At 62.7% G+C, this 15,502-nt stretch carries 12 protein-coding genes; 1 reads left to right on the forward strand and 11 read right to left on the reverse strand.

The window, feature by feature from the left end:
• The first annotated feature begins 70 nt into the window (after nt 1-70).
• On the forward strand, nt 71-1,435 hold the full coding sequence (nhaA, locus tag CJ028_RS13310) for a Na+/H+ antiporter NhaA (protein ID WP_105035717.1): 1,365 nt from the start codon (nt 71-73) through the stop codon (nt 1,433-1,435).
• A gap of 171 nt (nt 1,436-1,606) precedes the next feature.
• On the opposite strand, the gene mfd is transcribed toward nhaA, so the two are convergent.
• From mfd to CJ028_RS13365, 11 genes are all read right to left on the reverse strand, one after another.
• Nucleotides 1,607-5,236: a transcription-repair coupling factor gene (gene mfd / locus CJ028_RS13315; protein WP_105035718.1), complete on the reverse strand. Its 3,630-nt coding sequence runs from the start codon at nt 5,234-5,236 to the stop codon at nt 1,607-1,609.
• Nucleotides 5,237-5,286: 50 nt separating this feature from the next.
• The gene (gene pth, locus CJ028_RS13320) at nt 5,287-5,871 is read right to left on the reverse strand and encodes an aminoacyl-tRNA hydrolase (protein ID WP_105035719.1); all 585 of its coding nucleotides are present in this window, start codon (nt 5,869-5,871) and stop codon (nt 5,287-5,289) included.
• Between the two features lie 56 nt (nt 5,872-5,927).
• On the reverse strand, nt 5,928-6,545 hold the full coding sequence (locus CJ028_RS13325) for a 50S ribosomal protein L25/general stress protein Ctc (protein WP_105035720.1): 618 nt from the start codon (nt 6,543-6,545) through the stop codon (nt 5,928-5,930).
• A 190-nt stretch (nt 6,546-6,735) separates the two neighbouring features.
• On the reverse strand, nt 6,736-7,299 hold the full coding sequence (locus CJ028_RS13330; protein WP_105035721.1) for a gluconokinase: 564 nt from the start codon (nt 7,297-7,299) through the stop codon (nt 6,736-6,738).
• 21 nt (nt 7,300-7,320) lie between these two features.
• The gene (gene manD / locus CJ028_RS13335) at nt 7,321-8,559 is read right to left on the reverse strand and encodes a D-mannonate dehydratase ManD (protein ID WP_105035722.1); all 1,239 of its coding nucleotides are present in this window, start codon (nt 8,557-8,559) and stop codon (nt 7,321-7,323) included.
• Nucleotides 8,560-8,604: 45 nt separating this feature from the next.
• Nucleotides 8,605-9,390, reverse strand: coding sequence for an SDR family oxidoreductase (locus CJ028_RS13340; protein WP_105035723.1), 786 nt, complete (start codon nt 9,388-9,390; stop codon nt 8,605-8,607).
• On the reverse strand, nt 9,387-10,823 hold the full coding sequence (locus tag CJ028_RS13345) for a tagaturonate epimerase family protein (protein WP_105035724.1): 1,437 nt from the start codon (nt 10,821-10,823) through the stop codon (nt 9,387-9,389). Before CJ028_RS13345 ends, CJ028_RS13340 begins: the two co-directional genes overlap by 4 nt.
• A complete protein-coding gene (locus CJ028_RS13350) occupies nt 10,820-11,596 on the reverse strand; it encodes a 6-phosphogluconolactonase (protein WP_161498985.1) in 777 nt (258 codons plus the stop codon). Before CJ028_RS13350 ends, CJ028_RS13345 begins: the two co-directional genes overlap by 4 nt.
• Before the next feature lie 50 nt (nt 11,597-11,646).
• Entirely contained in the window at nt 11,647-12,816 is a 1,170-nt protein-coding gene (locus tag CJ028_RS13355) for an N-acetylglucosamine-6-phosphate deacetylase (protein ID WP_105035726.1), read from the reverse strand.
• A gap of 22 nt (nt 12,817-12,838) precedes the next feature.
• Nucleotides 12,839-14,053, reverse strand: a complete 1,215-nt coding sequence (locus tag CJ028_RS13360) for an N-acetylglucosamine-6-phosphate deacetylase (RefSeq protein WP_129590494.1) — start codon at nt 14,051-14,053, stop codon at nt 12,839-12,841.
• 90 nt (nt 14,054-14,143) lie between these two features.
• Nucleotides 14,144-15,445 carry an ABC transporter substrate-binding protein gene (locus CJ028_RS13365; RefSeq protein ID WP_105035728.1) on the reverse strand — a complete coding sequence of 434 codons (1,302 nt, stop codon included), beginning with the start codon at nt 15,443-15,445 and terminating at the stop codon, nt 14,144-14,146.
• Nucleotides 15,446-15,502 lie beyond the last annotated feature (57 nt).

Genomic DNA, 15,502 nt, shown 5'->3' on the forward strand with positions numbered 1-15,502 from the left:
CTGGACAACGGTGAGCCGGGAAGTCTGGTCGGCACATTATGAGTGCACCCGAAAAACCAGAGGACTTCTTATGACCGACCCTTCCCGCGTGCCCACACCGCAAACTCCCCCATCGACCGCCACCATCTTGCGCCGTGGCAGCCACCAGGAATTTGTGCGCATCTCCGCCATTCTGCGCAAAGAAACCGTCGGCGGTGCGATTCTGTTGGCCGCGACCGTGGCTGCCCTGATCATGGCCAACTCTGGCTTTTCCGATTCCTACTACGCACTGCGTGACTTGAAGATCGGTTATGAACCGTGGCATCTCGAACTGAGCCTCGGCGCGTGGGCAGCCGACGGCCTGCTGGCTATCTTCTTCTTCCTGGCCGGCCTCGAGTTGAAGCGTGAGTTCGTTGCTGGCGACCTTCGCAGTCTGAACCGTGCCATCGTACCCGTCGCGGCCGCGGTGGGTGGCGTCATCGTCCCCGCCGTCATCTACGTCCTCATCAACCTCGATTCCGGTGCCGAAACACTCCGCGGCTGGGCGATTCCCACCGCGACTGACATCGCGTTTGCCGTTGCCGTTCTCGCCGTCATTGGGTCGAAGCTTCCGTCCGCGCTGCGCATCTTTCTGCTAACCCTGGCCGTGGTCGACGATTTGCTCGCCATCACCATCATCGCCTTCTTCTACACGACAGACATCGCCGTGCTGCCCCTGGTGCTGGCTCTGGTCGTACTCGCGCTGTTCTGGCTGTTGACCCACAAATTCTCCTACTTCTTCGGAACGAGAGCCTGGGCGGCGTGGACCGTGCTGCTGCCTCTCGGGTTTATCGTTTGGGCGCTCGTGCACTCCTCTGGCGTGCACGCGACCGTTGCCGGCGTGCTTCTCGGCTTTGCCGTGCCCGTGCTGAGAAGCAAGCGCGGCGGTGGGCCCGACGCGGGGCCAGGTCTGGCCGAAACCTTGGAACATCGCATTCGCCCGCTTTCCAGCGGATTCGCAATTCCGGTGTTCGCCTTCTTCTCGGCCGGTGTCACCATCGGCGGCGCTGACGGCCTGTACCGGGCCCTGACCGACCCGGTCGCGATCGGCATCGTCGTCGCGCTCGTCGTCGGTAAGCCGATCGGGGTATTGCTGGCGACCTTCATCGTGACAAAGACCACCAAGGCGTCTCTCGATCCCGATCTGGCCTGGATCGACGTGTTCGGCGTCGCCGTGCTGGCCGGAGTCGGTTTCACCGTGTCGCTGCTGATCAGCGAACTCGCCTTCGGCCAGGGCAGCGCTCACGACGACCATGCCAAGGTAGCGATCCTGGTCGGTTCGCTCCTCGCCGCCCTTCTGGCCACGGTGATTCTGCGGGCGCGCAATCGCCATTATGGGCGCATTGCCGAGCGGGAAGCCATCGACAGCGACAACGACGGCATCCCGGATGTCTACCAGCCGGAACAGGCACGGTAGCGACCGACGCCTGACCTGCACAACCGGGCACCCCTGGAGCCGGATGCGAGGTAGCTCTGGTCTGGCCAGAACTCCAGCGCTACGCGAGGCGCTGGATCTGCGCCGGTGCGTGGAAGGTGCGCCTCGCGCGCAGCGGCGCAATACCCGCGCACCGCGAAGAGGCCTCTGAAGTTACGCCTCTGCCGTGACACTCGGCACGGCGGGCGGGAAGATCGCGGCGAGCAGCGTCTTGGTCCACTCGATCAGCGCGTTGTCATCGAGTGGTTCGCCGTTCGGACGCGGCATCGGAACACTCAGCGCACCGGTAGCCGACACGTAACGCGAGCCGGGATACATCCGCTGCAGGCGTACCTGAATCGAATCAGCCAGGTCGGCGGGCGCCACCCGCAGGTTCGAGCCCATGGCGACGACCTCGCTGAGGTTCGCCTGCTGGGCCTGCCAGCGCAGCCGCGACACGGCCACGAGGTTCTGCACCGGCACCGGTGGTTCGCCGTACCGGTCGGTGAGCTCGTCGAGCACAAGGTCGATCTGGTCGTCGGTCGCGGTCGGCGAGCTCGCACTGGAGAGCTTTTGGTAGGCCTCGAGCCGCAGCCGCTCGCTGTCGACGAAGTCGTGCGGAATGTGGGCGTCGACCGGCAGCTCGAGCCGCAGCTCGGTCTGCCCTTCGGCGACATCGCCGCGGAAGGTGCTCACGGCCTCACCGATCATACGCAGGTACAGGTCGAAGCCAACCCCGGCGATGTGCCCGGCCTGCTCACCGCCGAGCAGGTTGCCGGCACCGCGAATCTCGAGGTCTTTCAGGGCAACCTGCATGCCGGCGCCGAGCTCGTTGTTGGCCGCAATGGTGGCGAGCCGGTCGTGCGCGGTCTCCGACAGCGGCTTGTTCTCGTCGTAGAGGAAATAGGCGTAGGCGCGTTCGCGCCCGCGACCGACGCGTCCGCGCAGCTGGTGCAGCTGACTGAGACCGAACTTGTCGGCGCGGTCGATGATGATGGTGTTCGCGTTGTTGATGTCGAGGCCGGTCTCGATGATCGTCGTGCACACCAGGATGTCGAACTTGCGCTCCCAGAAATCGCCCACCACCTGTTCGAGTTGCGCCTCGGGCAGCTGCCCGTGCGCGATCGCGATGCGCGCCTCCGGAACGAGTTCGGCGAGCTGCGTGGCGATGCGGTTGATGCTGGTGACCCGGTTGTGCACGAAGAAGATCTGGCCCTCCCTCAGCAGCTCCCGACGGATGGCCGCGGCCACCTGCCGTTGCGAGTACGGGCCGACAAAGGTCAAAATGGGGTGTCGGTCTTCGGGCGGGGTGGCCAAGGTCGACATTTCGCGGATGCCGGTGACCGCCATCTCGAGGGACCGCGGGATGGGCGTCGCGCTCATCGCGAGAATGTCGACGTTGGTCTTGAGCTTCTTCAGGGCGTCTTTGTGCTCGACGCCAAAGCGCTGTTCCTCATCGATGATGACCAGGCCAAGGTCCTTGAAGATGATCGACGGCGACAGCAGCCGGTGCGTGCCGATGACGACATCGACCGTGCCGTCGAGCATTCCGGCGATGGTCTCCCGCGACTCCTTGTCGGTTTGAAACCGAGAGAGGGCGCGCAGGTGAATGGGGAACCCGGCGAAACGTTCCTTGAAGGTCTCCATGTGCTGGCTGACCAGCAGGGTGGTCGGCACCAGCATGGCCACCTGCTTGCCGTCCTGCACCGCCTTGAACGCGGCACGGATGGCCACCTCGGTCTTGCCGAAGCCGACGTCGCCGCTGAGCAGCCGGTCCATCGGAATGGGCCGTTCCATGTCGGCCTTGACCTCGTCAATGGTGGTGAGCTGGTCGGGGGTCTCCACGAACGGAAAGGCCTCCTCGAGTTCGCGCTGCCAGGGGGTATCCGGCCCGAACGCGTGCCCCTTGCTGGCCATGCGTGCCGAATACAGTTTGACCAGCTCGACGGCAATGTCGCGTACCGCTTTGCGCGCCTTGGTCTTGGCGCTGGACCAGTCACTGCCGCCCATTTTGCTGAGCGTCGGCGCTTCACCGCCGACATACCGGGTGACGAGGTCGAGCTGGTCGGTGGGCACATACAGCCGGTCGCCGGCGTGCCCGCGCTTCGACGGTGCGTATTCGAGCACGAGGTATTCGCGGGTGGTCTTGACCGGGTTGCGTCCGCCGCTGGACACCTCGCGCTGGGTGAGTTCGAGAAAACGGCCGATGCCGTGGGTCTGATGCACGACGTGGTCGCCGGCCACGAGCTGCAGCGGGTCGACGACATTCTTGCGTCGGCTGGCGAGCTTTTTAATCTGCCGCGCGTCATAACCGACCGTGCGACCGTAGAACTCGCTCTCGCTGATCAGCGCCAATTTGCTCTGCGGCAGCTCGAAACCATGATCGACGGATGCCTTCAGCAGGTAGGCGATACCCGGTTCCGGTTCCAGCGGCCAGATGTCCACGACGCGCGCCGGCAGTTCCCGCTCGGCCAGCACCTGCGCCGCTCGTTCCACGAGCCCGGCCCCCTGGGCGACGATGCCGACGACCCAGCCGTCGTGCAGCCGGGAGGCGACGTGACCGACTGCGCCGTCGACGCTGCCGGCGAAGGTGGGAACGGCATCCGCTTCGATGCGGATGGTGAGCAGTTCGTCCATTTCGAGGTGCTCAGGCAGCACCGGCGCATCGGTCGGCGCAGCCTGGAACGTGCTCAGGGTCCACCAGCTGTGGCCGGAGGCCGGGGCCCCGGGCGCTGAGTATTTGACGCTGTCGCGCAGGCGCCCGAGGGTGAGAAAATCGCCGGATTCTAAGTCGATCGGCGCATCGGCGCCGGCCGTGGCGGCGCTCCAGGCGGCACCGAGGAATTCGCGGTTGGTCTCGGCGAGGCTGATGGCCCGGCTCGCGACCCGCTCCGGCGAGATCACGGCGACGGCGGCGTTGCTCGGCAGATAGTGGGTGACCGGCACCAAGCGGTCGACCAGGGCGGGAGCGAGGCTCTCCATGCCCTCGACCGGGATTCCCTCGGCGATCTTGGCCAGCAGCCCGGCCAGGCTCGGAAATTCATGCTGCATCTCCCGGGCGCGTTGCCGCACGGCGGGGCTCAGCAGCAGTTCGCGGCTCGGCGGCAGGCTGACGGATTCGACCGGTTCGGGCAAGGAGCGCTGGTCGGCGACGCTGAACAGGCGAATCTGCTCGACCTCGTCGCCGAAGAATTCGACCCGGTAAGGGTGCGAAGCGACCGGCGGAAAGACGTCGAGGATGCCGCCGCGCACGGCGAATTCGCCGCGCCGGGTGACCATGTCGACCCGGGCGTAGGCCACGTTGACCAGTTGCAGCACGATCGCCGCGAGGTCGTGGCCGCGCGCGCCGACGGTGAGCTCGATCGGTTCATAGTCGGTGAGGTTGTCGGCTACCGGTTGCAGGGCGGCCCGCACGGAGGCGACGACGATGAGCGGATGCCGCTCGTTCGCGTCTTGCTCCTGCCACTCGCGCATGCGGCGGAGTGCGTGCAGGCGCTTGCCGACGATCTCGGCGCTCGGGCTCAGGCGTTCGTGCGGCAGGGTTTCCCAGGCGGGAAAGTCGATGATTTCGGCGCTGGTGGCGAAGCAGCCGAGGTTTTCGCGGATCGCCTCCGACTCGCGGCCGGTCGCGGTGATGACCAACAGGGCCTGCGCATCATCGCGCCGCAGGTTGAGCAGCGCGGCCAGCAGCGGGGCCCGCAGGCCCTCGGTCAGACTGAAATCAGCGTCCCGGCTGGCATAGGCGAGGGCGTTATCGAACGTGGAGGCGCGCGCGAGCGCTGCGATTAAGCCCTGAAGGATCACTGAACGAGTCTACGCACTGGTACCGACACTCGTCGCAACGGTCGACACAGTCAGCTCGGTGAGTGAAACTTCTGCTGCGCGGCTACGACGCCGTCGGAGGCGATCAGTTCGATCGCGTCGGAGGCATCCGCCAGCAGGTTGGGCAGCACAGTGCGCTCGGCGGAAGTGAAATCGTGCAGCACGAAATCGGCCGGGTTTTGGCGACCGGGCGGGCGCCCGATGCCCAGACGAATGCGAATGAATTCGTTGGTTCCGGTGGCCGCGATAATGTCGCGCAGGCCGTTGTGACCGCCGTGACCGCCGCCGACCTTGATCTTAAGCGTGTCAAAGGACAGGTCCAGGTCGTCATGCACGACGATGAGCCGGGAGACGGGCAGCGAGTAGAAGCGCAGCAGCGCGGCGACCGGGCTGCCGGAGACGTTCATGAACGTGGTGGGCTTGGCCAGCACCAGTTTGGGTCCATTGGGTAAGAGGCGTCCCTCGGCGACCAGGGAAGCCGTTTTGTGACGCTTGAAGTTTGACGTGAGACGGTCGGCGAGTTGCGCCGCCACCATCTGCCCAACGTTGTGCCGATTGCCGGCGTAGTCGGGCCCGGGGTTGCCGAGCCCGACTACGAGCCACAGGTTCGTATCCAGGGGATTCCTCCGTGTCAGCGGGCGAAAGCCCAGACGGAACCAGTTGACGATGGGTGTTACGCGGCGGGAGGCGTAGCGGCCGGGGTGCCGGCCGTGATGACCTCGGTCTCGGCCTCTTCTTCGTCTTCGCCGCGCGGGGTGTGGACGTAGACGACGAGAGCGTCTTCATCGGAGATGAGCACGGCGCCGGTGGGCAGCGGAACGTCCTTGGCGTGAACCTGGGCGCCGTCTTCGAGGCCTTCGATCGACACGGTGACGTTCTCGGGGATGTCGGTGGCTTCAACCTCGAGCAGCAGGGTCTTGGTGTCGAAGTCGGCGATCGTGCCGGCGAAGGACTCGCCGGACATGTGCACCTGAACTTCAACCTGAACCTTTTCACCCTTGCGCACGACGACGAGGTCGATGTGCTCAATGATGGCCTTCACCGGGTCCTTCTGCACGTCCTTGACCAGAACGAGCTGCTTGGCGCCTTCGATGTCGAGCTCGAGGAGCATGTTGGCGCGGCGCAGCAGCAGGGCGATGCGGTGAGCGGGCAGCGACACGTGCACTGGCTCGGTGCCGTGACCGTAGATGACGGCCGGAATCTTGCCGAGCACGCGCAGCTTGCGGGCCGCACCCTTGCCGAAGTTCGTGCGAAGCTCTGCCTCGACGGCGGTAACTTCTTTTTTAGCCATGGTGTTTCTCCTTGCCGGGCCCGATGCCCGAGTTCTGGTGTGGGCCGAAGCCCGAGAAAGAGGGGTATTGATTCAACTCGAACGCATGTCAGCGTGAGGAAAAGCCCAAGGCCTCGTCCGCCGCGTCGATAACGGATGCCGCCGGTCCCAAATTCTGGCCCGGCACTATCCCTCGCCGAAGTTCAGTTACTTAATCTATCAGACGAGCGGGCGCAGCCAGGCCACGGTCAGGTCGCGATGTGACCTGCCGGATCCAGTTCAGGACTTCTGCGATGACATTTTCCACGCTCGCTTCGATATTCACGACGACTCCCGGTTCGCCGGCTCCTAGTGGCTCGAGGGCAGCCAGCTGTGAGTCGAGAAGAGCGCTTGGCATGAAATGCCCGCTGCGGCCTGCCAAGCGCGAAACCAGCGTCTCCTTACTGCCGTTGAGATGGACAATCAGTACGAGTGGTGCCTCTGCCAGAATCGCGTCACGGTAGCTCCGTTTGAGCGCCGAACACGCAACGACCATTCCTGTCGCTTGAGCACCTGCCAACGCGACCCCAACCCGGGCAAGCCATGACCACCGATCGTCGTCGGTCAGGGGATTGCCCGACTGCATTTTCTTGATGTTCCTCGATGGGTGCAACGAGTCAGCATCGATGAAAGGAATAGCGAGCCGGTCAGCGATTGCAGCGCCGATGGTGGACTTTCCAGAACCGGAGGCGCCGATCACGACGATGAGGGGCGGTGCAGAACGTGGGTCTGTCATGAGTGTAGGCAACCTGTCAGATTACCAGTCGTGCACGGTGCCATCGGAGAGGCGATTGTAGGGCAGGTAGGCCTTCTCATACGGGTACTTTCCCGCCTCATCCTGGTTGAGCTCTACCCCCAGGCCGGGTTGGTCACCCGGGTGCAGCATGCCGTTGTCCCAGGTGTACGACTGCTCGAACACTCGGTTCGTCTTCTCACCGTGCTGCATGTATTCCTGAATACCGAAGTTGTGGATGGCCAACCCGAGGTGCATCGCCGCAGCCATTCCGACCGGCGAGATGTCTGTGGGCCCGTGCATGCCAGATTTGATCTGGTACTGCGAGGCGTACTCGAGAACCTTCTTGAGGTGCGTAATTCCACCGGTGTGAGTGACGGCGCTGCGCACGTAGTCAATCAGTTGCTCACGAATGATCTGCTGGTAGTCCCAGATCGAATTAAAGACTTCTCCGATCGCCAGCGGTGTTGTCGTGTGCTGGCGCACGAGGCGTAATGCCTCGGGGTTCTCGGCCGGGGTACAGTCTTCCAGCCAGAATAGATCGAATGGTTCCAACGACTTGCCGAGCTGCGCAGCCTGGATCGGCGTCATTCGATGATGCCCGTCATGCAACAATGGAAGTTCGGAGCCAAACTCGTTCCGTACAGCCTCAAACACGGTCGGAACGTGACGGAGATAGCTACGAGTATCCCAGTCTTCCTCCGCTGGGTAGGCACCCCGCTGCGCCGGTTCGTGATCGTAACGGACGCCGTCATTACCTTTAAATGTGGCGTTCGATGCGATGCCGTAGATCGATTTCAGGCCCGGAACACCGGCCTGAATCCGTATCGCCTGAAAGCCTTTTTCTTGGTGCTCACGAACGCTGTCGAACAATTCGTTGTTGCTCTTGCCAGAGGCATGACCGTAGGCCAACAGACCCGTGCGGGATGCGCCGCCGAGAAGCTGGTACAGCGGCATCCCAGCGGCCTTCGCTTTGATATCCCAGAGTGCGACGTCGACGGCTGCGATCGCCGCCATGGTCACGGGGCCGCGACGCCAGTACGCGCTGCGGTAAAGAAACTGCCAAGTGTCTTCGATCCTGTGCGCATCCAAGCCAATGAGGAGCGGGACGACGTGCTCGGTTAGGTAGGCCACGACGGCAAGCTCGCGACCGTTCAGGGTGGCATCTCCGAGACCGGTAAGACCATCATCCGTCGTGAGTTTGAGGGTGACGAAGTTGCGGTCCGGACTGGTGACGATGACTTCAGCCTTATCGATTTTCATGATTGCTTTTCTTACCTTTGATCAATGATTGAGTGTGGGTGCCGGTTAGATTGTCATGGCGGAGAACCCGCCGTCGACATGGACGAGAGAACCGGTCACGAAGCCGGAAGCCCGGGACGATGCGAGCCAGAGCAGGGCACCGTCAAGTTCTTCCGGTTGCCCAAGTCGGGCGAGTGGTGTGTGGCCCGTAATAGCGCCGACCCGCTCCGGCGTCAGCAGGACACGGTTCTGTTCGGCGGGGAAGAATCCCGGCAAGATTGCGTTGACACGGATGCCATCCTCGGCTAATTCGCGGGCAAGGTACTGGGTCAGGTTGTTCACGCCGGCCTTCGCAACCCCATAGCCCCCGACTCGGCTAAGCGGAGGACCAGACGATGCGGAAGAGATATTGATGATTGACGCGCTGTTGGAGCGGTCATGCATCAACGGAGCGAATAACTGGCAGGTGCGAAATACCGAAGTGAGATTGACATCGAGGAGCCGATTCCAGGCTTCGTCGGTGACCTCAGCAAATGGCGTCGTGTTGTTCACTCCCGGCGCATTCACCAGAATGTCAAGTCCGCCCCCGGCCTCCAGCGATTCCGCCGCCCGTTCAATCGTGCTGCGATCCGACACGTCGACGGAGAGAAACTCAGCGTGACCGCCGGAGCTCTGGATGCTGTCCCGTACCGCGCCGCCGCGTTCGATCGAGCGCCCCAGGACAATGACTTCTGCACCGGCGGCCGCTAGGCACCTCGCGAAGCGGCCGCCCAGGACGCCGGTCCCGCCGACCACCGCTGCCCGGGTACCGCTCAGATCGAACAACTCCCAAGGGGAAGGAACCGCGATCATCTGCTCAGCTCGGCAAACGGTCGTAGGTGCCGACCCAGGTGCGATTCGAGCACCGACTCATACTCCTCGGCATGCGTGGATAGCAATGACCGCAGCGCGTCGGACATCCAGCGCGCTCCTCCTTCGTCGTGCTGTGTCAGTACGGCACCGTAGCCGACGTGCAGCACCTGGCGGCTGTCGGAATTCGTTACCAGGGCCGGCAGTTGCTCATCGGTGAGATTTTCGGCGGCGGGCGTCCTGTCCAGTTGCGCCGAGACCTGGTAGCTGGCTCGAGCACCCCGATACGCATCGCGGCTCACGTCGTAAATTGCACGGAACAGAGCAGGATCATGAATCGCTGCCACGCCCAGGGCTTGCAGATAGCTCGTACCCGAGGTTTTCAGGTGTACTAGCCGGCCCGTGGCGGCCACGGCCTGATCATAGATGCTGAATTTGTCCGACCCGGAATGCAAACTAATTTTGTACGGTCCCATTGCCCTGGCTATGTTCGCGTGGGCGACGAGACTGTCGAAGAACACGGTTGTGTCACCGATGTATTCGATGCCCTTTTCGAATCCTCCGACATAGCGGGGCGCGAAACTGACCCAGGTCATGCCCAGGCGTTTCATCTCCGTGGCCAGGTAAACGTGCTCGGCCAGGGTGGTTGGCTCATCCGTTTCATCGACCGAAACCTCGACATCGACCGGATACCGGGCGCACGCCATGAGGTGACGGTACATGGACACCGTATAGACGACAGCATCCGCGTACTTCGCGGCCGCCCGCCGCAGGTCATCCTCCGCAACGCGGATGACCGTCCCTTCGGCCTCGACGACCAGGCCGGCGTAGCGTCGGGACATAGAATCCGCATCGTCTTCCAGCGCAGCCCATTGAAGACCGGCTAGAAGGTCCGTCGACACGACGGCTGGAACCGCCCTGACGTGTTCGCCTGGGTCCAGGGTGAAAGACGTGAATCCCGCAGCCAGGCAGCGGTCGATCTCCTCGGTCGACTTCAGGTGGTCGGCATCTGCTCCGACTGGGCCGTCCCAGCCGCCCTGCAGACATCCGAATGTAGCGTCATCCAGCACCTGCTGCGGAGTCCGATCCAAACGGTCCATTTCTCGGATCGACTGCTGCGCGAAAACGGGAAGAATTCCGGCACCGTATCGGCGGAATGCCCGCACGTGGCCGGGTGTCGCTAGCCCCAGCCGGTCGCCCAACCCCGCCGAGGTAGCCAGTCCAAGCGGCTGCGGCTGCAATGAGGGGATGTTCGCCCGGAGCGCACGGGCGTTCACCGCCGAAAGTGGTCCCTCCAGAACCATTCCCTCAGCGACCGATCCCGGCACTCCTTCGAAATCGCCAAGGCCCGATGCGTCGGGAGCCAGCACCCGCAGCCTTCTATTGTCTCCGCGTCCGAGGATGGTCAGTTCGAGGACTCCGGATTCGGATCTCATGCGATGTCGCTAGCGAGGTCGAGCAATGCGGCTGAGTCTGTGTCCAGGTACAAGTGCGCCTGCGGCTGCGTCTGCAGAATGGAACCAGGGCACATGGACGTGACCGGTCCTTCTAACGCTGCCTTGACCGCGGCCGCCTTCCGGGCCTCCGGCGTCAAGACGAGAACAACAGCAGGGCGAAGCAGCGCGTGCACCGTCAAGGAGAGTGCCTGGCGCGGGGTCGCCGCGAGCGATTCGAAATGGCCCTCGCCCACCTGCTGGTTGCGGCAGACGTCGTCGAGGTCAAGCACGAGCATCATTTCGTGGGTGTCGAAGTCCGCGGGCGGGTCATTGAAGGCGAGGTGGCCGTTCTCGCCAATCCCCATCACGCAGATCGCCGGTTCTAGGTCGCGCACAAGAGCCGAATAGCGCTCGACCTCATCTGCGACGGGCAGGCGGTCGCCCTCGACGCCGTAAAAGGCTTTGGGATGCACATGCCGGACCAAATTCTCCTGCATCCACCGGCGAAAACTCGCCGGGTGATCCTCAGCCATGCCCAGGTACTCGTCCATGTGCAGGATGCTGATCCGCGACCAGTCGATATCGTCGCGCTCCCGCACGGCGCGAGCGAAACTCAACTGTGAGTTGCCCGTCGCCAAGATTACGGCGATCTCGTCCTTGGCCGCCAGTGCTGAGCGCACGGCAGACGCAAATTCCTCGGCGGCGGCAGCACCGAGTTCCGCGTTGGACGGAGCAATCGATACCTTCAACTGGTTGTACTTCAGGTTCTGCAAGAGTATTTCCTTTCGTAGTGCAAAGTGGAAGTGGAAAGTTTGTGAGCCGGTCACGCCGTTTCTTGCCATTGGCCGGCTAGAGCGACTGATCGGAGGCGCAAGTCCGGGTCGAACAGCGCAAAATCGGCGTGGAATCCCGGCGCGATGCGGCCTACGTTCGACACCCGGGCAGCGGCAGCTGGGATGGAGGTGACCATGGCGATTGCTTCGGCTAGGCCTAGTCCCAGGGTTTCGATTGCGATGGGCAGCATCTGGGAGACCAATGTTGTACTCCCCCCGAACGATGTGCGGTCCAGCGTCATTCCGACACCGTCTTCGACGATGTACTCCATCGCCCCCATTCGGTAAATGCTCCCATCGGGCATCCCCGCTCCCGGGGTGGAATCCGACACAATGCACAAGCGGCCGGCGAGGCAGCGGTGCGCCATCTTCATCAGCGCTGGTGGCAGGTGTTTGCCGTCGGCGATCATCTCCACGGTGAGCCCCTCCGAGGAGAGCGTCGCCTCAAGCATCCCCGGGTAGCGCCACGGGCCTCGGCGAACCGTCGTGGACTGCCCGCTGAAAATGTGGATGACGTGGCTCAATCCGGCCTTCTGGCAGGCGAGGAGGTCTGCCTCGCGCCCGTCGCTGTGGCCAGCCGCCGCGACGATGCCCTGGTCGACCAGCTTTTCGGTGAGCGCGACGGCGCCAGTCAATTCGGGCGCAAAACTAACCATTCGGATGATGTCCGCGTGGTCGAGCAACTGGTCGATGGAACCGTCTGCGGGCGCGCGCAATGCGGTCGAATCCTGGGCGCCACGCTGCGCTTGTGAAAAATAGGGGCCTTCAAGGTGGGCTCCGGGAATGCGCGGAAGCCCAAAACCGTTTCGCACCGTTGTCAACGCGGCCAGGCCCTGTGTCAAGCTCTCAATTGGTGCCGTCGCGAGGGTCGGAAGGACTGTCGTTATTCCGGCATTGAGCATGGCCCCGAGGGCCTGCTTGTTCGCCTCGACATTGCCCGCATTGAAACTATGTCCGGCCGCGCCGTGCGTGTGGACATCGACGAGGCCCGCGGTGAGTATCCCTGAACCGAGCTCGCGCCGGGCAACCTCTGTCGGAATCCGACCGATCGGAACCACGCCCTGGATCCGGCCGTCCCTCACCAGGACGGAATGATCCACGAGCACCGAACCGTCAACGACGATATCGGGGCCGATGAGGGCTTCCCAAAACGCTTTCATGGATTTTGTCCTTGAGATCGGGTTAGCGGGTGAAGACAGATTCACCGCGGGAGACAGTGGAGGTTATGACCAGCTCGCTCTGGCAAGCGGTCTCGTCCCAGCGATAGGTGAACAGGTCGGCCGGTCCCCCGACACGCAACGTGCCCACACCGGAATCAGCCAGGCCGAATAGTTCAGCCGGGTGCAAGGAAGCCATGTCAATTGCTTGACGGAGCGGCGCGATCCTGAAGTTCGCAATGTTCTCAACGCCGCCGCGCAACGTCCCAGCGGAGCCCGCCAGAATGTCCGGGGTAGACGCCAAGTGCAAGCGCCCGTCCGGCTCTAGGACGACCTCGGTCGCATGGTGCGTGGTGTACCGGCCGGGGGTCATCCGAGCGAGATACGAGGCGTCACTGGTGAGGATCGCCTTTCGGCCCTTGCTTCGGATCATGACCTTCAGGGTGGTCGGCGGGAGGTGGAAGCCGTCGGCGATCAACCCGGCCCACAACTCGTCCTCAGCCAGCTGGGCCCAGATGTAATTGGGATGGCGTTTGATGTAGGCGTGGGCGCCATTGCCGAGGTGTGTCGACATCGTTGCACCGGCGTGGACCGCAGCCTGAATGTCTTCGACACTGGCCGCACTGTGGCCAATCGCCGCCACGACTCCGTGCTCGCAGAGCCTCTCGATGAATTCAATCGCGCCCACCTTTTCTGGCGCCACGGTGACCGTCCTGATCCGGCCTTCGGCAGCGGCTTGCCATTCCAAGAACTCGTCCCAGTCGGGGTCCCTGATCCAGGCGGCGTTATGTGCACCGCGCGGGCCATCTTCGTAGGAGATGAACGGTCCCTCGATATGGATTCCCAGGACCGAATAATCGATCAGTGAATCGGAAGTACAGGCATCGGTCACCGCCCGAATACTGGTCACCATCGCTGCCTGGGTTCCCGTGACAATGGTCGGGCAGAATCGGGTTACGCCTTCTCGGTGCAGAGCCTGCAGGGTGCCACGAACGTTTTCAGGAGAGGCACTACCACCGTTGAGGTTGAAGCCGCCCATTCCGTTGACCTGAATGTCAATCAGGCCCGGAGCGATCCACTCTTCGCAAGTTTCCCTCCTCGGCTTGATCGCGCTGATCAAGCCGTCGACGGCCGAGACCGTGACGCATTCGCCGGTCAACCAATTCTTGCCTGCCCATTCACGGACCATGCAGTTCCCTTCTTCTGCTGCCGAACCGAGTGCTGACTTCGGGCAGGACACCGCCTGGTTACATGCCCCCGTCGCACCCGGTTCAGCATGCCCGAGGCGGTGTCCCGCTTCTGTACGGTCAGCCGCCGACGCGGCCGTCCCCTACTCGGAGTCCTTGTTTGCGTCCTCGATCAATTTCTCAAGATCGGCCAGAAATGTGTCGAGGTCGATAGCGTCGGTCAGATATTCCTGGAGCAGCTGCTTGCCGGTCACCTGAATTTCAGGGAGATCGCGATACATGGGAGCCGGCTCAGAAATTTTCACGAGGTCGTACATCGATGTTTTCCAGGGAGCGTCGATCTTGTCGAAGTGCTCCTCTATGACGGGCAGCTTGCCCCATTCTTCGCCCACGGCAACCTGGATGTCGGACATCATGGCTTCCTGGATGAACTGCAGGGCGAGTTCCTGATTTTCGGAGGCGCTCGGAACGAGGATTCCGGCCGTGAAACCATAGGATCCGTTTTCGGCAGAGCCGGGCATTGCCAGTACCACCGAGTTCTCCGCACCGATCGTGGGGATTGCTTCGGGAACGTGTGCGGCGGTTTCCAGTACCATCGGGATGTTGCCGGCGTTGAAGTTGCTCCGGCCGGCGTCTTTGTTGGAGAAGGTGTCGATGGAAAACACTCCCTCCTCGACGCCCTTCTTCCAGATCTCCAAGACATCGCGCATTTCAGGCGTGTCGAAAGTGAGAACGTCATCCTCATAGAAGCTTCCCCTGACCGCCTGCTCCACAGCAATCATGGTATTCACGGCGTTTGGACCCCATTGAATCGTCATTCCCGGCCGAGTGACCGTACTGCCGTCCCTAAGAGTCATTGCTGCGGCCATGTCGTATAGGTCGTCCCAGGTCTGAGGCGCGGGGATTTCGCCGTCGACGCCGACGAGGCCCGCTTCTTCGAAGTAGGACTTGTTGGCGCTGATGTTATAGGTTTCGAGGCCAATCGGGATGGCGAACTGCACGTCGCCCAGTTGGTCGAAGGACAGCGATTCACCGACAAATTTCTCCTTAGCCGTTGCTCCTTCGAAGAAGTCTGTCTCGTTGAAGTCGATGATCAGGTCCTTGGCCAGAAACTGCACGGCTACGGAAGCGCCATCGACGACGACGACGTCCTGGCTGGATTTGCCTTGACTCCATTGGAGGGCGAAGTTCGACAGCGACTGGTTGTCCGGATATTCAACAACGTTGACCGTGACACCTTCGTTGGCGGCTTCGAAATTGTCCACCATGTCATTCATGTGGAATTTCTCGATCATCCACGCCTGAGCCGCAACGTTGATCGAGGTCGACTTCGGCCCAGACTTGGACTCGCCTTTCGAGCCGCCACCTGCGGCACAGCCCGTGGCGACCAGCGCCACCGCCGAGCCGAACGCGATCAGCATTGCGACTTTGCTTTGCCTTTTCATTGATTCTTACCTTTCGTTTGGGAAACTCATAAAACGGTCCATCGACGGCCAGAGCGG

The organism is Cryobacterium aureum, from assembly GCF_002954245.1.
Lineage (GTDB): Bacteria > Actinomycetota > Actinomycetes > Actinomycetales > Microbacteriaceae > Cryobacterium > Cryobacterium aureum.